Source organism: Lactiplantibacillus sp. YT640 (genome assembly GCF_049745435.1).
Classification (GTDB): domain Bacteria; phylum Bacillota; class Bacilli; order Lactobacillales; family Lactobacillaceae; genus Lactiplantibacillus; species Lactiplantibacillus plantarum.
Window position 1 is genome coordinate 44865 of record NZ_JBMNVY010000002.1, and the last position, 16991, is coordinate 61855.

Sequence of the window (16991 nt, forward strand, 5' to 3'; positions counted from 1 at the left end):
AGGAGGGGTGACGGATGCAGGTAACGTATAACTCATTTTTACCCACGTATAAGACACCCTTTGGTGCCGTGACCCGCCAGACACCCGTTCAATTCACAATCAGTGTTCAGACAGTAACGCCGGTTAAGCAGATTGATTTATGCGTGGCTCATGATGGTCAGTGGGATGATGAACAGGCCTTACCGTTACATCCAATCAGTCCCACAATGTATACGGCCACGTTTATACCGACCCAGGTTGGCCTGTACTTCTACTATTTTCGGATTGAAACGGCGACCATGACCGCTTATTATGGTTGCGTTGATGGTGGTTATGGTGGCCCGGGCGTTCAATACGTCTTGCGCGAGCATGTTCAAATGTATCAATTGACAATCTTGAAAGCAGTAGAAACATTGCCACAATGGTATCGTGAAGGGGTTGCTTATCAGATCTTTGTTGACCGCTTCAATAATGGCAACGCGGATGGCCACGTTAATGCGCCCAAGCCAAATAGCTTTATTTATGGTCAACTAACGGATCGCCCACTATACGTGCGTGATGAACACCGGGCGATTTTACGCTGGGATTTTTACGGTGGTAATTTGCGCGGTATTAGTGCTAAGATTCCATATTTACAGCGACTCGGTGTGACAATTATTTATCTGACGCCGATCTTTGAGGCCAGCAGTAATCATCGGTATGATACGGGTGACTATCTGAAGATTGATCCGGTCGTCGGCGATTTGACGGACTTTGATAACCTGGTCGCGGCCGTACACCGGGCCGGTATGCGACTGATCTTAGACGGTGTTTTTAACCATGTTGGTGTGGATTCTAAGTATTTCAATCAGGCGGGCCATTACCCGACGGTTGGGGCAACTCAGTCGACCACGAGTCCGTACTACCCGTGGTTCACATTCATTCATTATCCCCACGATTACGATAGCTGGTGGGGCATCCGTGATCTGCCGACAGTTGATAAAGACGATCCAACATACCGCGATTTTATCTTTGGTAAACCCGATTCGGTCATTGACTATTGGACGCAACGCGGTGTGGATGGCTGGCGCCTAGATGTCGCGGATGAGTTGCCAGACGATTTCATTGCTGGAATTCGACGGACCCTTGACCGTTATCCGGATAAGGTTTTGATCGGTGAAGTTTGGGAGGATGCCTCTCATAAATTAGCGTATGGGATGCGCCGGCACTACTTAGAGGGCGGCGGCTTACAGGCTGTCATGAATTATCCGCTCCGCCGCTTGATTATTCACGTTTTAAACGGCATGCTAACACCGGCCGAATGGTGGCGTGAACTAATGACCCTCAAGGAAAATTATCCCGCTACGACGTTTCGCTTTAACTTCAATAACATCGGTAGCCATGATACGCCCAGAATCCTGACTATGTTAGCCGAAGATCGCCAACGCCTACGTTTGGCCGTCCAACTACTCTTGACGCTTCCAGGTGTACCGTGCCTGTATTACGGTGATGAGGCGTTGATGATGGGGGGGAAAGGCCCTGATAACCGTGCGTTTTATCCGTGGCAGGACGCAGATCAGGCGCAAGTTCAGTTTGTTGCTGACTGGGCGAATTGGCGTCAACGGCACCCGTGGTTAAACACAGCCCACTTTGTGCCGTTTTACTTGGCAGATTATGGCATTGGCTACCTTTATTGGCAGGCTGATCAGACCGTGATGGTGATTGTCAATGTGACTACTGAGCCGCGAACCATGACGAGTCACGATTTAAAGTTGAGTGGTGTGCCCATAAAATTAGCACAAGCGATTCAACGCTCCCTTGTGACGCAGACGCTGGGTGGTGAACAGTTGCGCCTTATTGAAAACTTTACCTAAATTTTACAGGAACTTGATGATTGTTAGTACGGTTCAGCCGTATAGTATAATTGTACTTTTTAATAGCACCCCGCTATTGATTATGTATTACGAAGTACTCATCGATCCTTAATGAGACGTAGGCACATTAGTGCGTGGCTTTCCTTGATTGGCCACGCATTTTTGTGCGCTTATAAGCAGAATGTCTGCGTTGTTCAGACGAGGTGCTTATAATAAAGGTAAACACTAAAGCACCTTTTCGGATGGTTTTAAATAGACGTCATCACGAAGGTAATTAGTGTATTGGTGGCGCTGGTTATTGGCCAGTGACTGATTAATTAGGGGGTAATTGGTTGTACCAAGCAGTAGTGTTTTTTGATTTGGATGGAACGTTAATGCAGGACGATAAGACGGTTGCGGCCAGCAGTGTGCGGGCAATCCAGCAATTACGAGCTAACCACGTCCTACCCGTCATTGCCACGGGTCGCAATGTATTCGAAGTTCAAGATGTGATGACAACGACGGGGATCGATTCAATCGTCAGTGCGAATGGGAGTTACGTCGCGTATCAAGGGCAGTTTTTGAGTGCGCACGAACTGGATAAGGAGCTTTTGACCGATATTACTCATTTTGCCAATCGCCAACAGAATGCGCTAGCTTATTATAATAACGCCGGTTTTGCGTTAAGCCATCGTGATGCATTGACAACCAGTAATTATCGGGCACTCAGACAGACGGCCCGGGTCGCACCGCACTTTTTTGAACATCAACATATTAATTTCTTACTGACGTTTGATCCGTTGAATGCGGCGCAATATCGGCAGCGATATCGAGGCCGACTACATTTTGTTCGTAATAATCCGCGTGCGCTGGACACTATGCAATGGGGCGTCTCCAAGGCGGTTGGAATTCAGGATATCTTAACCAAGGCGCATTTAACTAAGGTACCGACCTATGCGTTTGGTGATCAATTAAATGATATTGAGATGTTCCGAATGATCCAGACACCGATTGCAATGGGCAATGGTCATCCGCAGGTCAAACAACTCGCGCGGTACGTGACCGCTGACAACATGCACGGCGGGATTGCCCAAGGATTGCAACATTTTGATTTGATTTGAGAATTGACAGCTAGTCTGATAATTATAAGCTTCCAGTGAGCAGTCCAACTGGTGAGATTAGCGACTGGCTTAAACAAAACAAACCGGATTTGGTAACCATGACGTGGTCGCCAAATCCGGTTTGTTTTGTGATGAGTTTAATGGAAATACGTTAGTTTAGTTGTGCCTTAATATTGGCGAGTGTGAGCTGAGTCGTATCGGTAAAATTGATATCTGCCGCCGCTAAAACGGTCGGGTCACCAATACCGATGGCAGTTTCGCCAGCGCCTTTGATCGATTGTACGCCAGCCGCCGCGTCCTCGACACCAATACAGTCAGCTGGATTAAGGCCTAAAATCTCAGCACCGCGCCGAAAAATCTCGGAATCAGGTTTACCGTGTTTGAGACTAGCGGGGTCGACGGCCTTCGTAAAGTAGTCACTAAGACCGAGTTTACGTAGCACAAGCGGAGCATTTTTTGATGCTGAAGCGAGTGACAATGCGTAGCCAGCCGTTGTTAATTCAGTCAAAAAGGCGGTGATGCCTGGTAGAATGTTGGCTGGGGTCATTTGGTTAACGAGCTGCAAATAATTGGTGTTCTTTTCCGTAGCTAGCGCTTGTTTTTGGGCCGGTGTGAAGTCATTTTCTCGGTGCCCTTGAGCTAGAATGAGGTTGAGTGAATCCATCCGACTGATACCTTTGAGCGCGTCAGCTAATTGATCATTCCAACTGACCCCGACTTTATCGGCGATCTGGTGCCAAGCTTGGCTATGAAAAGTAGATGTGTCCGTGATAACGCCATCGAGGTCAAAGACAAACCCCTTGATTGCTGCAAATTTAACCATGTTGATTGCCTCCTAGATTAATCGGTATAAGTGACGGAAAGTGGTTTCTTAGCTTGTAATTGGTAATGCTGTTTTCCAATCATAATCGTGCTGGGTTGGTCCGCAGTGACGGTTACCCGTTGATGATCGATAACGAAAACATAGTGAACACCCCGAAAGAGATGCTTGAATTTCAATGTTTGCCAGTGTTCAGGTAGCCGTGGGCTCACCTGTAAGTGGGCACCTAGTGGATTGACCCCGCCAAAGTTCCGTGTCGTCAGGTTTAAGGTCGCACACATGACGCCGAGGTGAATCCCTTCAGCGGTCGTCCCACCTTGAATGTCGTAATAGTCGGATGCGAGGGCCTCTGAGAAAAGCTTCCAGGCGTCATCGTCATTATCGTCAAGCTGATTCAAAACGGCGTAAACGATCCGCGAGAGAGTGGAACCATGCGTTGTGCGCGCTAAATAGTATTGAATGTTATGGGTCAGATACTCTTTAGGAAGTTGATATCCCATTTTTTCAATAATCTTCTGAACAGTTGTGACATCGAAGTTATAAAAGGCCATCAAGGCGTCTGCTTGTTTGGCCACTTGGTAAGCATCGGGTGTCTTAGACTCTGCTTTCAAGATCCGGTCCATCCGGGCGATGTCACCGTACTTTTGCCGGTAAGCTTGAAAGTCAAGCGTCGGTAGGTTGAAGTACCCCTCAAATTGAGCAATGATTCCCCGACGGTTGATTTCAAGTGTTAATTGATGACTGATCGTCGTTAACGCTTGCTCAGCCGTTGAGTCAAATTGTGCGGCCTGAGCTGCCGCTTGAAAAGCAGCTTGGGGCATCTGCGCCCGAAGCGTGGTAATCGTGTCAAAGAGCCACGCAACCATGATATTGGTATAGGCGTTATTCTTCAATCCAGCGGTCGTGCTGTTTGGATAGTTTTCATGGAATTCATCTGGTCCCATGACCCCACTAATGTTATAACGGCCATTAGCTTGGTCATAATCTGCTTTACTGATCCAAAAGGCTGCGATCGATAGCAACATTTCCATACCGTAATGAGTTAAGAAATCACGGTCCTGAGTAACGTGGTAGTAAAACCAGACGTTGTAGGCAATATCTAACGAGACGTGTCGCTGGAGCCGGCTATTATCTGGATCCCAGGTTTTAGTAATGGGATTTAAGTGAGTGAATTGAGATTGTTCATCACCCTTGGATGCTGATTGCCAGGGGTACATGGCTCCCGCGTAGCCTTCTGCTTCGGCATTTTTACGCGCCATTGGTAGTCGCCGGTAACGATAAGCTAAGAGTTGTTTGGCTAGTTCCGGTCGGTGCAACGTGTAGAATGGTAAAATGAACATTTCGTCCCAAAAGACGTGTCCCCGGTAAGCTTCTCCGTGGAGCCCCCGAGCACCAACGGAAGCGTCTAATTGGCCGCTTTCAATTGCGGCAGCGGAAACGAAACTGTGGTAAATATTGACGCGCAGTAAGCGTTGGCTTGTAATATCGCCACGGATCTTAATATCTGTGGCTCGCCAAGTCGCTTCCCAATAGTCCTTGCTAGTGGTTACCGTATTGTCAAAACTGGACTGGTCGAGCTCGGCTTGGACGTGGGTCAACTGGGGATCGCTATGGTCATTACTAGTTGCAATGACGACGTTCTTATCGAAGGTATACGTTTTACCAGCTTCTACCGCCAGTGAAACGGTTTGCTGAACGCCCTGAGGTTGTTGCGTGCTATTAAAGTTCTCAATGGCAGGAACGTCTGGGCTAGTTAGTTTGGCCCCAATTGTGTAATTGATATGTGATGATTTGGTCTGACCAGAAAGGTAGACGGTATTAGCAGCCGTTTCGATACCCATAGTCTTCAGATGATGCTGATCGAAGACGTTATAGCGGCTAACGTTGCTATTCACGACGCTACCGTCGATTTCGGTATAGATTTGTAGACTACCCGCAAAGTTGAGTGGGGTGACTTGGTAACGAATGCTGTAACGGTGCCAATCACGCATGTTGGCGACTTTCTGCGACCGGATTCTGAGTTGATGTCCGGAAGCGAGCTGAATCAATTTAGTGGTCGTCAAGAGTCCCGTTTTCAAATCAAGGCTCCGATAAGCGTCTTGTAAATCATGTTCGTTGAGTGTAAAGGGAGTCTGATGATCAATACCGAAAGTCATGAACTGAGCGTTCGGTAAATTGACTAAATCTTCATTCTTAACTTGGTGGTCATGAACAGTCGTGGTGGTTTGATCATAGACCCCGGCAACGTATGTCCCAGGATAATTGTCCTTGTCGGCGTGACTTTCCAAAAAGGCGCCCCGTAGACCAAAATAACCGTTACCAATGGTCAACATGGCTTCTTGACCATTATTACGGACACCGTGGTATTGGCCGTAGTAATCCAAATGCCATTTTAAATAGGCACTTTTAGCTTTAACTGCGGCTGCTAGTCCAAGTTGATCAACGGCAGCTTGGCTAACGACTGGGATATTAAGCAAATTAGTCAAAGCTAGCCCGACATCAATGCGATCATAGTTGACATCGACGATTGTGTCTGAGAATGGATAGGACAGTCCGTTTTCAAGAATAGCAGCATCGAATTGAAGTCCGGCTAAGCGAACCTTGATGTTCTCTAGATTTTCACCAATTGTTTGGTCAGAATTATAGGCAATCAGGTAATGGGCCGTTGCGGCTTGCCCCGATACTGGATGATAAGCGATATCCATCGCGTCATTTTCAATTCGCAATCTAATAAGTTTCATAAGTCCACACTCCTTAGTTCGGTCATTAAAAATTGCAATAAGTAATCCTAAATATAAAAATATTAACCATAACTACAGCCTAGTCTCTTTTTACAAGACTCGCAAATATTGGTGATGAAAGTAGGGGCTGACGAGGTTGAAAGTGGCGTTGTTTTCGAAGGTGAATGAACAAAGTGTTCTGGCTTGTGCTGATGATACTTGGTCTTTGATGCACGTCCGGAATAGTCGGACGTGCTTGCATTAATAACTGGTTTGAAAGTGATATCACGCTTCGAGCCATGCTAGTTGTTGGGTGACCAAAGAACGAAGCGCCACAACTAGAATTTGCGTAGAATCTAGTCGTGGCGCTTCGGTTGTGTCTTTCTGAGAAGGCCCAATTTGTAACGGCTAATCTAAGTGAGCGGGGCCGTCAGTGGGCTGATCAACGAGTTCGAGATGGTCGATCGTCATCATCTGGCGAATCTTGATTGAACTTGTCTGAAACCTGAGAATGACGGGGTCTTTGTAATTTAGTTGCTGCTGAAAGTCCGTTAGTTCAGCCCGCCAATCTTGTTCAAAAACGTTGGTACCGACTAATGAGAGTTTTCCCCGAAGCATAATTGACGCATAGTCTGACAGTTGGTAATAGAATAAACTCGCTTGACGCCAGTTTTGAATGTTCTGCGTTGTTGAAGTTTGACGACTAGTATAGAAGTAAAGTTCTTCTAGGCTCCGTTTGATAGGTAAGGGACTGAGCGCTACCATGGTCGGAAAGCCGTCCGCATCAACAGTTGCTAACGTGAAGACGGGGGCGGTTTGGATCATATGTAGGGCTGCCTGACGAGTCGTGTGTTGCATACTTAGTCACCCCTTTACACCTCAGTATGCAGGAATCATGGGGGAAAGTCATACGTTATGCACACCGTTTTCAGCGATTAAAAACTAGGGATGTGATATACTTAAGCCACTTAACGCGTGGAACGTTATGATTGATTGGCGCTCCCAAGGTTAACGATGTTGTTACTGCAGTCAGTTCTGAGAGGACTTATCTAATAATGAAGAATGGTACAGTAAAATGGTTCAATGCGGATAAAGGGTTTGGTTTTATTACGGGTGAAGACGGTACCGATGTCTTTGTTCATTTTTCAGCGATTCAAACTGATGGCTTTAAAACCTTAGATGAAGGTCAAAAAGTAACTTATGATGAAGAACAGGGCGATCGTGGCCCCCAAGCAACGAACGTTCAACCACAATAGTAACTGTTGGGCCGAACCATTATCATTAACTGGTTCGGTTTTTATTTGAAGTGACGGGTTGTCAGCTAAACAAGAAAGCTAAGTGGTCGGAATGGATTTTGTAGATGTTTACGGCATTAAGCATGAGAATTGTACGTTAGTTGCACCTGCGCGTGAATATCAGCGGGTCGTTATTTTTATGGACGCATTGGGCCGGCGCTTTGTTGCAATGGGACCGGATCCACAACCAACTAAATATGGAAGTAGTAGCCAACATTGGCATCAAGCACAGCCGAGTGCAGCTCCTGAAGGTTATTTCCATATTGATCAAGAATAACCCTAGCAATTGAGTTACTTAGCTACGCTGATGGTAAACATTAGATCGTTAGAAAAAGCCCCAGGGACGTCACACGCACTTTGCGTCGTGCTTCCTGAGGCTTTTTTGTAGGAATAAAAAAATCAGCTTTCACGGTGGATTATCACGGCGTGAAAACTGATTAGTGTGGTTATATGATGGGCAGTCAGGGGATCGAACCCTGGACCCACGGATTAAGAGTCCGTTGCTCTGCCAGCTGAGCTAACTGCCCATAACTCAACAAAAAATATAATATCATGAATTTTGAGTTCTGACAACACTATTTCGAAAGTTTTTTCGAAAAAAGTGTTTTTTTGAGTAATTAATTGGTGAAAACGATTGCTTGAACTGGCAAATGATTTCCCGGGAAATACTACGGCCACGCGGATTAGCAATCAAAGAAAGCCAACTACATTTGTGATATACTAAAACCAGTGTTGAATTTAGTTTCAACCAACCCTGACACGAGAAAGGACCTGTTTTCTCGTAATATATCGCGAATTACCCTAAAAATTGAAATGTAAACCTGTTTTCCCCTAAGGAGGAAGAATCGTTATGAAAAAAATCTTAGTAGTTGATGATGAAAAGCCCATCTCTGATATCATGAAATTTAATCTGACCAAAGAAGGCTATGAAGTTCACGTTGCAGCTGACGGAGAGGAAGCCTTACAAAAAGTGGATGAAGTCCACCCTGATTTGATTTTGTTAGATTTGATGTTGCCTAAGATGGATGGCTTGGAAGTTGCTCGACAAGTACGGAAGAACTATGATATGCCAATTATCATGGTAACGGCAAAGGACTCTGAATTAGACAAGGTGTTGGGCTTGGAACTGGGCGCGGACGACTATGTGACCAAACCGTTCTCAAACCGGGAACTCGTGGCTCGAGTCAAAGCAAATCTACGGCGGCAAGGTGCACCAAGTGCTCAACCAGCTGAAGTTGAAGAAAATTCAGACATTGAAATTGGCGATCTGGTGATTCATCCAGAAGCTTATATGGTTTCCAAACGCGGTGAAAACATCGAATTAACGCACCGTGAATTTGAACTGTTACATTACTTAGCCCAACATATCGGCCAAGTCATGACGCGGGAACACTTGTTGCAGACGGTCTGGGGCTATGATTACTTTGGTGATGTCCGGACAGTTGATGTGACCGTGCGGCGGTTACGTGAAAAAGTTGAAGATAACCCGAGTCATCCAAAATGGCTGGTGACGCGGCGGGGCGTGGGTTACTATCTCCGCAATCCTGAAAATGAGTAGAGGTTGCTAAACCGTGTTGAGATTTAAACGGAAAAATTTTTTTAAAACAATTAATTTCAAAATTGCGCTCGTGTTTGCCCTTCTATTATTGATTACGTTGGAAATCGTGGGTGCAATCTTTGTGAAACAGTTGGAATCAAAGAACATCCAGGATTTTAAACAGTCGGTGCAAATTCCAACTTATATTGATAATTCGTTGTCCGAACAATTGACCGTCAGCAGTACGCGCAAGGCCAACGGCCAAATCAAGACGATTTTGTCGAACTACAACAATACGAATGTTGATGAAATCCAAGTTGTTGACAGCAAAGGAACAATTCGTGGGACGAGTGATGTTAATGATCAGTCAGTAGTTGGACAAAAAACGACCGATCGAAACGTCAAGAATGCGATCTATAATAATCGAACTTACACTAAAAGTACCTATGACACTCAGAATAATGGACGCTACTACGTTTCAATCGTGCCGCTATATAGCTCCAATTCAGCGGGTAATAGCAGTCAGTTAGTTGGGGTACTGTATGTACGGGCAAATATGAAGTCTGTCTACAGTACGATTAACAACATTATGGGAATCTTTGTGATTGCGTCACTTGCTGCGATGGTCTTGGGACTGGGAATTGCAATCATTATTGCCCGGGCAATAACTCGTCCAATCGAAGAAATGAAGCAGCAGACGCAACGAATTGCCCGTGGTGATTATGCGGGGCAAGTCCGAGTTTATAGCGATGATGAGTTGGGCCAGTTGGCTAAAGCCATTAATAACTTGTCGATTCGAGTGGAAGAATCGCAAGAGTCGACAGAAGCTGAGCGGCGCCGGTTGGATAGTGTGCTCTCACACATGAGTGATGGCGTGATTGCCACTGATCGCCGGGGTAATATTACCATCATCAATGAAACAGCCTCGGACTTTATGGATGTTACGGCCGAAAAGGCAATCGGTAACTCGATTTTAGATATTTTGAAAATCCGTGATGATTATTCATTGCGTGATTTGATTGAAAATCAAGATGAATTGATGCTTGATTTTTCTTCGAACGAGCGTGACCTAATCTTGAATGCCTACTTCTCGTTAATTCAACGGGAGTCTGGGTTTATTAGTGGGTTAGTCTGTGTGCTCCACGATGTCACGGAACAACAAAAGATTGATAATGACCGGAAACAATTTGTTTCGAACGTGTCTCATGAATTACGGACACCACTGACTAGTTTGCGGAGTTATATTGAAGCACTGAGTGATGGAGCGTGGAAGGATCCTGAAGTGGCCCCAGGATTTTTGAAGGTCACTCAAGAAGAAACCGATCGTATGATTCGAATGATCAATGAACTCTTAAGTCTATCACGGATGGACTCAGGGACCACCCGGGTCGATATGGAATTGGTCAATATTAATGAGATGTTCAATTACGTGCTTGATCGGTTTGATATGATCTTAAAGAAGGATGATAATCCAGCTAAGTATTACACTATTAAGCGCGAGTTTACCAAGCGTGATCTGTGGGTTGAAATTGATACCGATAAATTCACTCAAGTATTGGATAACATTATGAATAATGCGATCAAGTATTCACCTGATGGCGGTGTCGTGACTTGTCGCCTGTTAGAGACGCATAACCAAGTGATCATTAGTATTAGTGATCAGGGCTTGGGTATCCCACGGGCCGACTTAGGACACGTCTTTGACCGATTCTTCCGAGTCGACAAGGCGCGGTCACGGGCCCAAGGTGGGACGGGCCTCGGTTTGGCGATTTCAAAAGAAGTTGTTCAGATGCTCGGCGGTCGTATTTGGGTTGATAGTGTTGAAGGTAAGGGGTCTACGTTCTATATCTCCCTGCCATACGAACCTTATGAGGAGGAGGACCTTTGGGATGACGACTCACAAGCTTAGACGCTTTATCTTACCCATTTTATTGACGATTCTGATCTTATTGAGCGTGGTTTTATCCATGTATATCTGGTTGAATCCGTCACGCTATGAGCATGAAAGCAAGGTTAGTACGACGTCATCGAACTCTTCGTTGACAACTCGGACAATCGATGATATTTATTTACCGACACAATTAATTCACACTAACAGTCAGGGTGGCCAATCCCTGCTGATTAATAAAAATGTCAGCTTAGTCAGTCAATTTAGTGAGCAGTTACGCAAATGGGATGCGCGGAGTATCTCTAAAGTTCGCATTACGTCGGCAAAAAGCTACCGTGCGCTCTTAAATGGAACTGATTCGTACGTATTGAACTTTCCTGACAGTATTACTGTCAGTATGTTTAATACGGTCTTCAAGCAACATCTCAGTAATTTTCGCTCCTCGGAATTTAGTCGGATCGTGATTCCAGTCAATGATACGAATCACATCTACTTTTTGAATGATGACCATCATGAGATTTATAGTGTTCGGTTGAAGAAAAAATCTCTGTCGTCGTTGAAAAAAGTTTTGGCAGTCGACAAGGTCAAACGGATTGCTGTCAAGATGACCTATGAGGATAATACAACGTATATTGATTATCCAAAGCAAGTTACGATGCAACATTATAGCTACTTGATGAGTAAAGCGGCTGCGAGTGAGATTGCCAACCGATTACTAGATGCGGATGGTAATTCGACCGTTTCAGTGCATAATCGCAGTGGTAAACAGGAGTATACAACGGGTAGTTACAAGCGCATGACGGTGGATTCTAAGCTAGGAACAGTGTATTTCGAAGATTATAGTGATTCAGGAACCACGCGGAACCTATCACTGACTAATCAGCTAAAGAAGAGCTTCAATTTGTTAACTAGTCTCGGTGTCCCAATGGATAATATCCGCTACTACGGTTTTGACGCAACGAGTAATAGTGTCATTTACCGAAGCTATGTTGAAGGGTTCCCGATCTTTAATCAGACCGAAAATGGCGATGTCCGGATTCAGCTCACTTCTAACGGGTTAGACCGTTACTACTTCTCACTGTACAGTTTGCAGGTGCCAGTACCAACTACTGGTCAGAAGCAAGCGGTGACCTTACCGAGTTCGACAAGTGTGTTAAAACGTCTGAAGGCCGCTGGTTATAAAGACAGTAAAATTGGCAGTATTGAACTTGGCTACGAATGGTCACAGAACAAGTCGTCCAAACTCGTGATCGACCTGACGCCGACGTATTATGTCTACTATAATGGCACTTGGCGGACATATACGTCGATGTTAAGTGGATCTTAGGAGGTGGCCGCATGAATTTTCGGAGAATTGAGTGGATTTTCCTACTAGCATTTGTTGTTCTAGATATCTTCTTGGGTTTTATGTTCGTGCAAACGAGCTCTAAGTCGACACAAACGACTGGTGATACGGCGACCACGATAATTCGTGAAATGCGCGCAGATAATATTAGCTTTAAAAACCCGGACACGAGCGAAGGGACGGGTTACTATATTGCGGGCAGTAACGAGAGTGGTCTCAAACAATTGTTGAGTCAGTTAACTGAACAGACAGCCCGGGTGCAAAGCGGCGGTAAGCTCGTGAGCACACTACGGGCAACCACCACTATCGATACCCGCAATCCTAAAGCGGACTTGACGACGTTTATGAGTCAGCGGACCAATGTAATCCATGGAACCGAGTACGTCTATGATGCGGATTTGTCGTCTAACGGCGATTACGTTTTTGTTCAAAAGGTTGCGGATGGCGAGATCATGACTGGCGCTGGGCAAGTCCACCTATTTGTTAATAAAAACAAGCAGCTGACAAGTTATACTCAGACGTACGTCAATCACGTCAAAACTTTACGCGAAAAGGCTGTTACGATCAGTGAAAAAAAGGCCCTGGTTGCGTTGTATCAATATAATCAGGTGGCAAGTAGTTCCCGGATCGTTTGGGCAAAGCTTGGGTATTCTCGGTTATTGAAATTGAAGGATAGTAGTGTTTACGTCCCAACGTGGATCTTTGCGGTCCGGGGTAAGAATAGTTCTAACGTTACACTGCACCGTATCAATGCCTTTACTGGTTCTTCAATGAAGAACGGTAGTACGGCTAGTGATACGAGTAGTTTAGATGCGACGGTCGGAATGATGTGGAATGCAATTGATTAGTGAAAACCAGTTTAACGACTAGGTGTCGTTGTCGAATAACGGGTGCTGTGAAGAAGGGTGTTTTTCCTAACAGGCCCGTTTTTTGGTGACTAGATTTTTGACTAGTTGTGATACGCCAATGTCGAGGTGGCATGACGTAGCGTGGATTGCTCAGCGTTGATGTTCGCGGTTTCGTGTGAGTTTAATGGCCGGTAAACTAGTGTGCGCATACACGACAGTAAACTAGACTAACCGCGTGATGGCGATAGTCGTGGACGTTAAGTTTGAGCACTTGCAGGTGGCTTGCTTTTCAACCCCGCTAAAAGCGTGTATCATATGAAGATAGTAATGGATTTCAGAGATAGGAAGAGCCTAAATAATGGTATTAAAATTAGCAACGGATGATATGAAAGTAAGCATTCTGGCATCGGGTAGTACGGGTAACGTGACATACATCGAAACGCCAGAGCACAAAGTATTGGTTGATGCGGGGCTAAGTGGCAAAAAAATTGCTAATTTAATGGCGTCGATCGATCGTGATATTAATGAAGTCGATAGTTTATTTATTAGCCATGAACACACTGATCACTGCCATTCTGCGGGGATTTTAGCGCGGAAGTATGGTATGGATGTTTATGCTAATCAGGGGACCTGGGACGCAATGGCGCATAAAATCGGCAACGTTCCTGCCGAATTATGTCATGTCTTTGACCCGAACACGACGCTTGGACTAGGTGATCTCGACGTGGAATCATTTAGTGTGTCACATGATGCGGCCGAGCCACAATTTTATGAACTACATCATGCCGGAAAATCGTTTGTCATCATTACGGATACGGGCTACGTTTCAGAGCACGTTGAAGGTGTAATCAAAGACGCTGACGGCTATTTATTTGAATGTAATCATGACTTAGAAATGTTGCGGATGGGTCGGTATCCATGGCCATTAAAGCAGCGAATTATTGGTGATGAGGGCCATTTATCGAATGAAGATGGTGCGAACGCCTTGATGGATGTGATTGGCCGGCATACCAAGCGGATTTACTTAGGGCATCGTAGTCAGGATAATAACTTGAAGTCCTTGGCGCATTTAACGGTTGCTTCCATGATGACGGAACGAGATTTTGGCGTTGAGCATGATTTTCAATTGTACGATACGGAGCCAGAACAAGCGACTAAGTTAATTACGTTATAGGTTAGCTTTAATGTTTCAAAACGCTTCAGTCATAAAAAAATCACACTTTTTCGCTAAAATAAACTTAAAATAAGCATTAGTAGGGAGGGATCGCGTTTCGACGCGCAATTATGGCTAATAAATCATTAATCAAAGTCGCAGTAACCGCACTAGTAGCTGGTTTAATCGGTGGTGGTGTTGCTTACGGCGGTATTAATTATTTCCAAAACAATAACATCGCAACGTCATCGACCAGTGTACCAACTGGTTCTAATAAATCGGGGTCAACGTCAACGACGAACGTTAAGGTCAATGTCAGTTCACAGGCGACCAAGGTGTTTGAAAATAACAAGGCGGCCGTTGTATCGGTCATTAATCTCCAAAAGAAGAGCTCTTCAAGCAGTTGGAGTGGTATTTTGGGTGGCGATGACTCGTCTGGCAGTGATAGTTCATCCAGTTCAGATTCTAGCTCTAGTAAGCTGGAAGAGTACAGTGAAGGTTCTGGGTTGATCTATAAGAAGAGCGGTGACGCGGCTTATATTGTAACGAATAATCACGTGGTGAGTGGTTCAAGTGCCATTCGAGTGATTATGAGTGATGGGACTAAGTTGTCAGCTAAAATTGTCGGAACCGATTCTGTGACTGACTTGGCCGTTCTGAAAATCAATTCTTCTAAAGTAACGAAGACGGCTAGCTTTGGTAACTCAGATAATATCAAGGTTGGTGAAACGGCCTTAGCCATTGGGTCACCGATGGGCTCTAATTACGCAACGACCTTGACGCAAGGAATCATTTCAGCGAAGAAGCGGACCGTGGCGACGACGAATACATCTGGTCAAACGACGGGGTACGCGACGGTTATCCAAACAGATACGGCAATTAACTCTGGAAACTCTGGTGGTCCGTTGTTCAACATTGCTGGACAAGTTATCGGGATCAACTCGATGAAGTTGGCCTCAGATAATTCTGGGACTAGTGTCGAAGGGATGGGCTTTGCAATTCCAAGTAATGAAGTTGTGAAGATCATCAATGAATTGGTTCAAAAGGGTGAAGTCGTTCGGCCGGCTTTAGGGGTTGCAACCTATGACCTATCCAATATTTCTTCTAGTGATCAGAAGTCTGTTCTTAAGTTACCAACCAGTGTGACGAAGGGTGTCGTCATCATGAAGACGTACTCAGGTTCACCGGCTAAAGCTGCTGGGTTAACGAAGTACGATGTGATTACGGAGCTAGGTGGCAAGAAAGTGACCAGCTTAGCCACGTTACGGAGTGCCCTGTATGCCCATTCGGTTAATGATACCGTGACGGTGAAATACTACCATAACGGAAAACTCAAGACAGCCAACATGAAGTTGACGGAAACTACCAAAACGTTAACTAAACAAAGTAACTAATAAATGAGAATTTCATAAACGTCCCTGACTGGATAAAGCAGTCGGGGGCGTTTTTTTAGGTTAGTAGCCGAAATTATGAAAAAACGAAGAATCGATTTTCAATAATCGACTAAATTTGCGAAAGCTGGCAATGGTTGCGACAAAAGCCGAACAAACTGGTTGAAATAGCAGAAAGCATTTATTGTCGAATTTGATGGTGTGCAAAAGTGTGGACAACTTTGGTGATAAATTTTAGTCGCGTTAGTCGAAATTTATGAACAGCCGGAACCATGGGGTTGAAGCTTGTTTAAAAGTTATCCACAGGCACCGGACTGTCCTGTGGATTTAATTTTAAAAAGTTATTTTAATAGGCCTCGGTTCTTGATATAATAGGATTTGTAACCGGAATCCACGAACAAGTGTTGCTGTGCAAAACTGTGGATAAGTCGGAAAGGTCTTGACAAAACGAGGCTAAATAAATATTGTGGCGAACTGGTGTTCAACACAATATATTGATTATTGAGTTATGCACCTGTGGATAACTATGTTAATAACTTGTGTAAAGGCGGTCAATTATGAACATCAAAATTATCTGTGTCGGGAAATTAAAAGAGAAATACTTCAAACAGGGGATTGCGGAATATGCGAAAAGAATGAGTAAATTTGCAAAATTCCAGATTGTTGAAGTGCCAGATGAAAAGGCTCCAGAGTCATTAAGTAACGCAGAGATGGAAAATGTGAAGGCCAAAGAGGGCCAACGGATCCTAGAAAAGATCAAGGATCGCGATTACGTATACGCGCTAGCAATTTTGGGCAAAGAACGCTCGAGTGAAGAATTTGCGGCGGAAATTGATAAACTAACGACGTATGGTCACAGTGATATTGATTTCGTAATCGGTGGTTCGCTGGGATTATCACCGGAAGTGCTGAAGCGCGCGGATACTCAGATTTCGTTTGGGCGTTTCACGTTACCTCACCAATTAATGCGGTTAGTGCTGTCGGAGCAGGTTTATCGGGCGTTTATGATTAATGTGGGAAGTCCGTACCATAAGTGATGCTAAAATTTGTTTTTCAATAGTT

The 16991-nt window shown here is 44.9% G+C and carries 14 protein-coding genes and 1 tRNA gene; 11 read left to right on the top strand and 4 right to left on the bottom strand.

All coding sequences use genetic code 11. The features are described 5' to 3' along the window. The first annotated feature begins 14 nt into the window (after window positions 1-14). Window positions 15-1832, top strand: coding sequence for a glycoside hydrolase family 13 protein (locus ACOV1R_RS01810; protein ID WP_128485152.1), 1818 nt, complete (start codon window positions 15-17; stop codon window positions 1830-1832). A gap of 332 nt (window positions 1833-2164) precedes the next feature. Then, window positions 2165-2932 carry a Cof-type HAD-IIB family hydrolase gene (locus ACOV1R_RS01815; RefSeq protein ID WP_021357483.1) on the top strand — a complete coding sequence of 256 codons (768 nt, stop codon included), beginning with the start codon at window positions 2165-2167 and terminating at the stop codon, window positions 2930-2932. A gap of 151 nt (window positions 2933-3083) precedes the next feature. Here the strand turns inward: ACOV1R_RS01815 and pgmB are convergent, their stop codons facing one another. From pgmB to ACOV1R_RS01830, 3 genes are all read right to left on the bottom strand, one after another. Then, entirely contained in the window at window positions 3084-3755 is a 672-nt protein-coding gene (gene pgmB / locus ACOV1R_RS01820) for a beta-phosphoglucomutase (RefSeq protein WP_128485151.1), read from the bottom strand. Window positions 3756-3772: 17 nt separating this feature from the next. Beyond that, the gene (locus ACOV1R_RS01825; RefSeq protein ID WP_217203173.1) at window positions 3773-6493 is read right to left on the bottom strand and encodes a glycoside hydrolase family 65 protein; all 2721 of its coding nucleotides are present in this window, start codon (window positions 6491-6493) and stop codon (window positions 3773-3775) included. A 387-nt stretch (window positions 6494-6880) separates the two neighbouring features. Continuing rightward, complete coding sequence (locus ACOV1R_RS01830) at window positions 6881-7330, bottom strand: pyridoxamine 5'-phosphate oxidase family protein (protein WP_003641653.1); 450 nt, start codon at window positions 7328-7330, stop codon at window positions 6881-6883. A 197-nt stretch (window positions 7331-7527) separates the two neighbouring features. Between ACOV1R_RS01830 and ACOV1R_RS01835 the strand changes: the two genes are divergently transcribed. Continuing rightward, a complete protein-coding gene (locus tag ACOV1R_RS01835) occupies window positions 7528-7728 on the top strand; it encodes a cold-shock protein (protein WP_003643615.1) in 201 nt (66 codons plus the stop codon). 91 nt (window positions 7729-7819) lie between these two features. After that, the gene (locus tag ACOV1R_RS01840; RefSeq protein WP_003641655.1) at window positions 7820-8044 is read left to right on the top strand and encodes a hypothetical protein; all 225 of its coding nucleotides are present in this window, start codon (window positions 7820-7822) and stop codon (window positions 8042-8044) included. Between the two features lie 177 nt (window positions 8045-8221). Here ACOV1R_RS01840 and ACOV1R_RS01845 read toward each other — a convergent pair. Then, window positions 8222-8294: transfer RNA gene (locus ACOV1R_RS01845), tRNA-Lys, on the bottom strand. 323 nt (window positions 8295-8617) lie between these two features. Between ACOV1R_RS01845 and yycF the strand changes: the two genes are divergently transcribed. From yycF to rlmH, 7 genes are all read left to right on the top strand, one after another. Further along, the gene (yycF, locus tag ACOV1R_RS01850; protein WP_003637294.1) at window positions 8618-9325 is read left to right on the top strand and encodes a response regulator YycF; all 708 of its coding nucleotides are present in this window, start codon (window positions 8618-8620) and stop codon (window positions 9323-9325) included. A 13-nt stretch (window positions 9326-9338) separates the two neighbouring features. Continuing rightward, window positions 9339-11213, top strand: a complete 1875-nt coding sequence (gene walK, locus ACOV1R_RS01855; protein ID WP_003641656.1) for a cell wall metabolism sensor histidine kinase WalK — start codon at window positions 9339-9341, stop codon at window positions 11211-11213. After that, window positions 11194-12519, top strand: a complete 1326-nt coding sequence (locus tag ACOV1R_RS01860; RefSeq protein WP_003646176.1) for a YycH family regulatory protein — start codon at window positions 11194-11196, stop codon at window positions 12517-12519. The genes walK and ACOV1R_RS01860 overlap by 20 nt, the downstream gene beginning before the upstream one ends. Window positions 12520-12530: 11 nt before the next feature. After that, window positions 12531-13385 carry a two-component system regulatory protein YycI gene (locus tag ACOV1R_RS01865; protein WP_003646175.1) on the top strand — a complete coding sequence of 285 codons (855 nt, stop codon included), beginning with the start codon at window positions 12531-12533 and terminating at the stop codon, window positions 13383-13385. Between the two features lie 358 nt (window positions 13386-13743). Continuing rightward, window positions 13744-14559 (top strand): MBL fold metallo-hydrolase, encoded by an 816-nt coding sequence (locus ACOV1R_RS01870; RefSeq protein WP_003641659.1) that lies wholly within the window; start codon window positions 13744-13746, stop codon window positions 14557-14559. 110 nt (window positions 14560-14669) lie between these two features. Then, window positions 14670-15932: a S1C family serine protease gene (locus ACOV1R_RS01875; RefSeq protein ID WP_003641660.1), complete on the top strand. Its 1263-nt coding sequence runs from the start codon at window positions 14670-14672 to the stop codon at window positions 15930-15932. A 554-nt stretch (window positions 15933-16486) separates the two neighbouring features. Further along, complete coding sequence (rlmH, locus tag ACOV1R_RS01880; protein ID WP_003643636.1) at window positions 16487-16966, top strand: 23S rRNA (pseudouridine(1915)-N(3))-methyltransferase RlmH; 480 nt, start codon at window positions 16487-16489, stop codon at window positions 16964-16966. The last annotated feature ends 25 nt before the right edge of the window (window positions 16967-16991 follow it).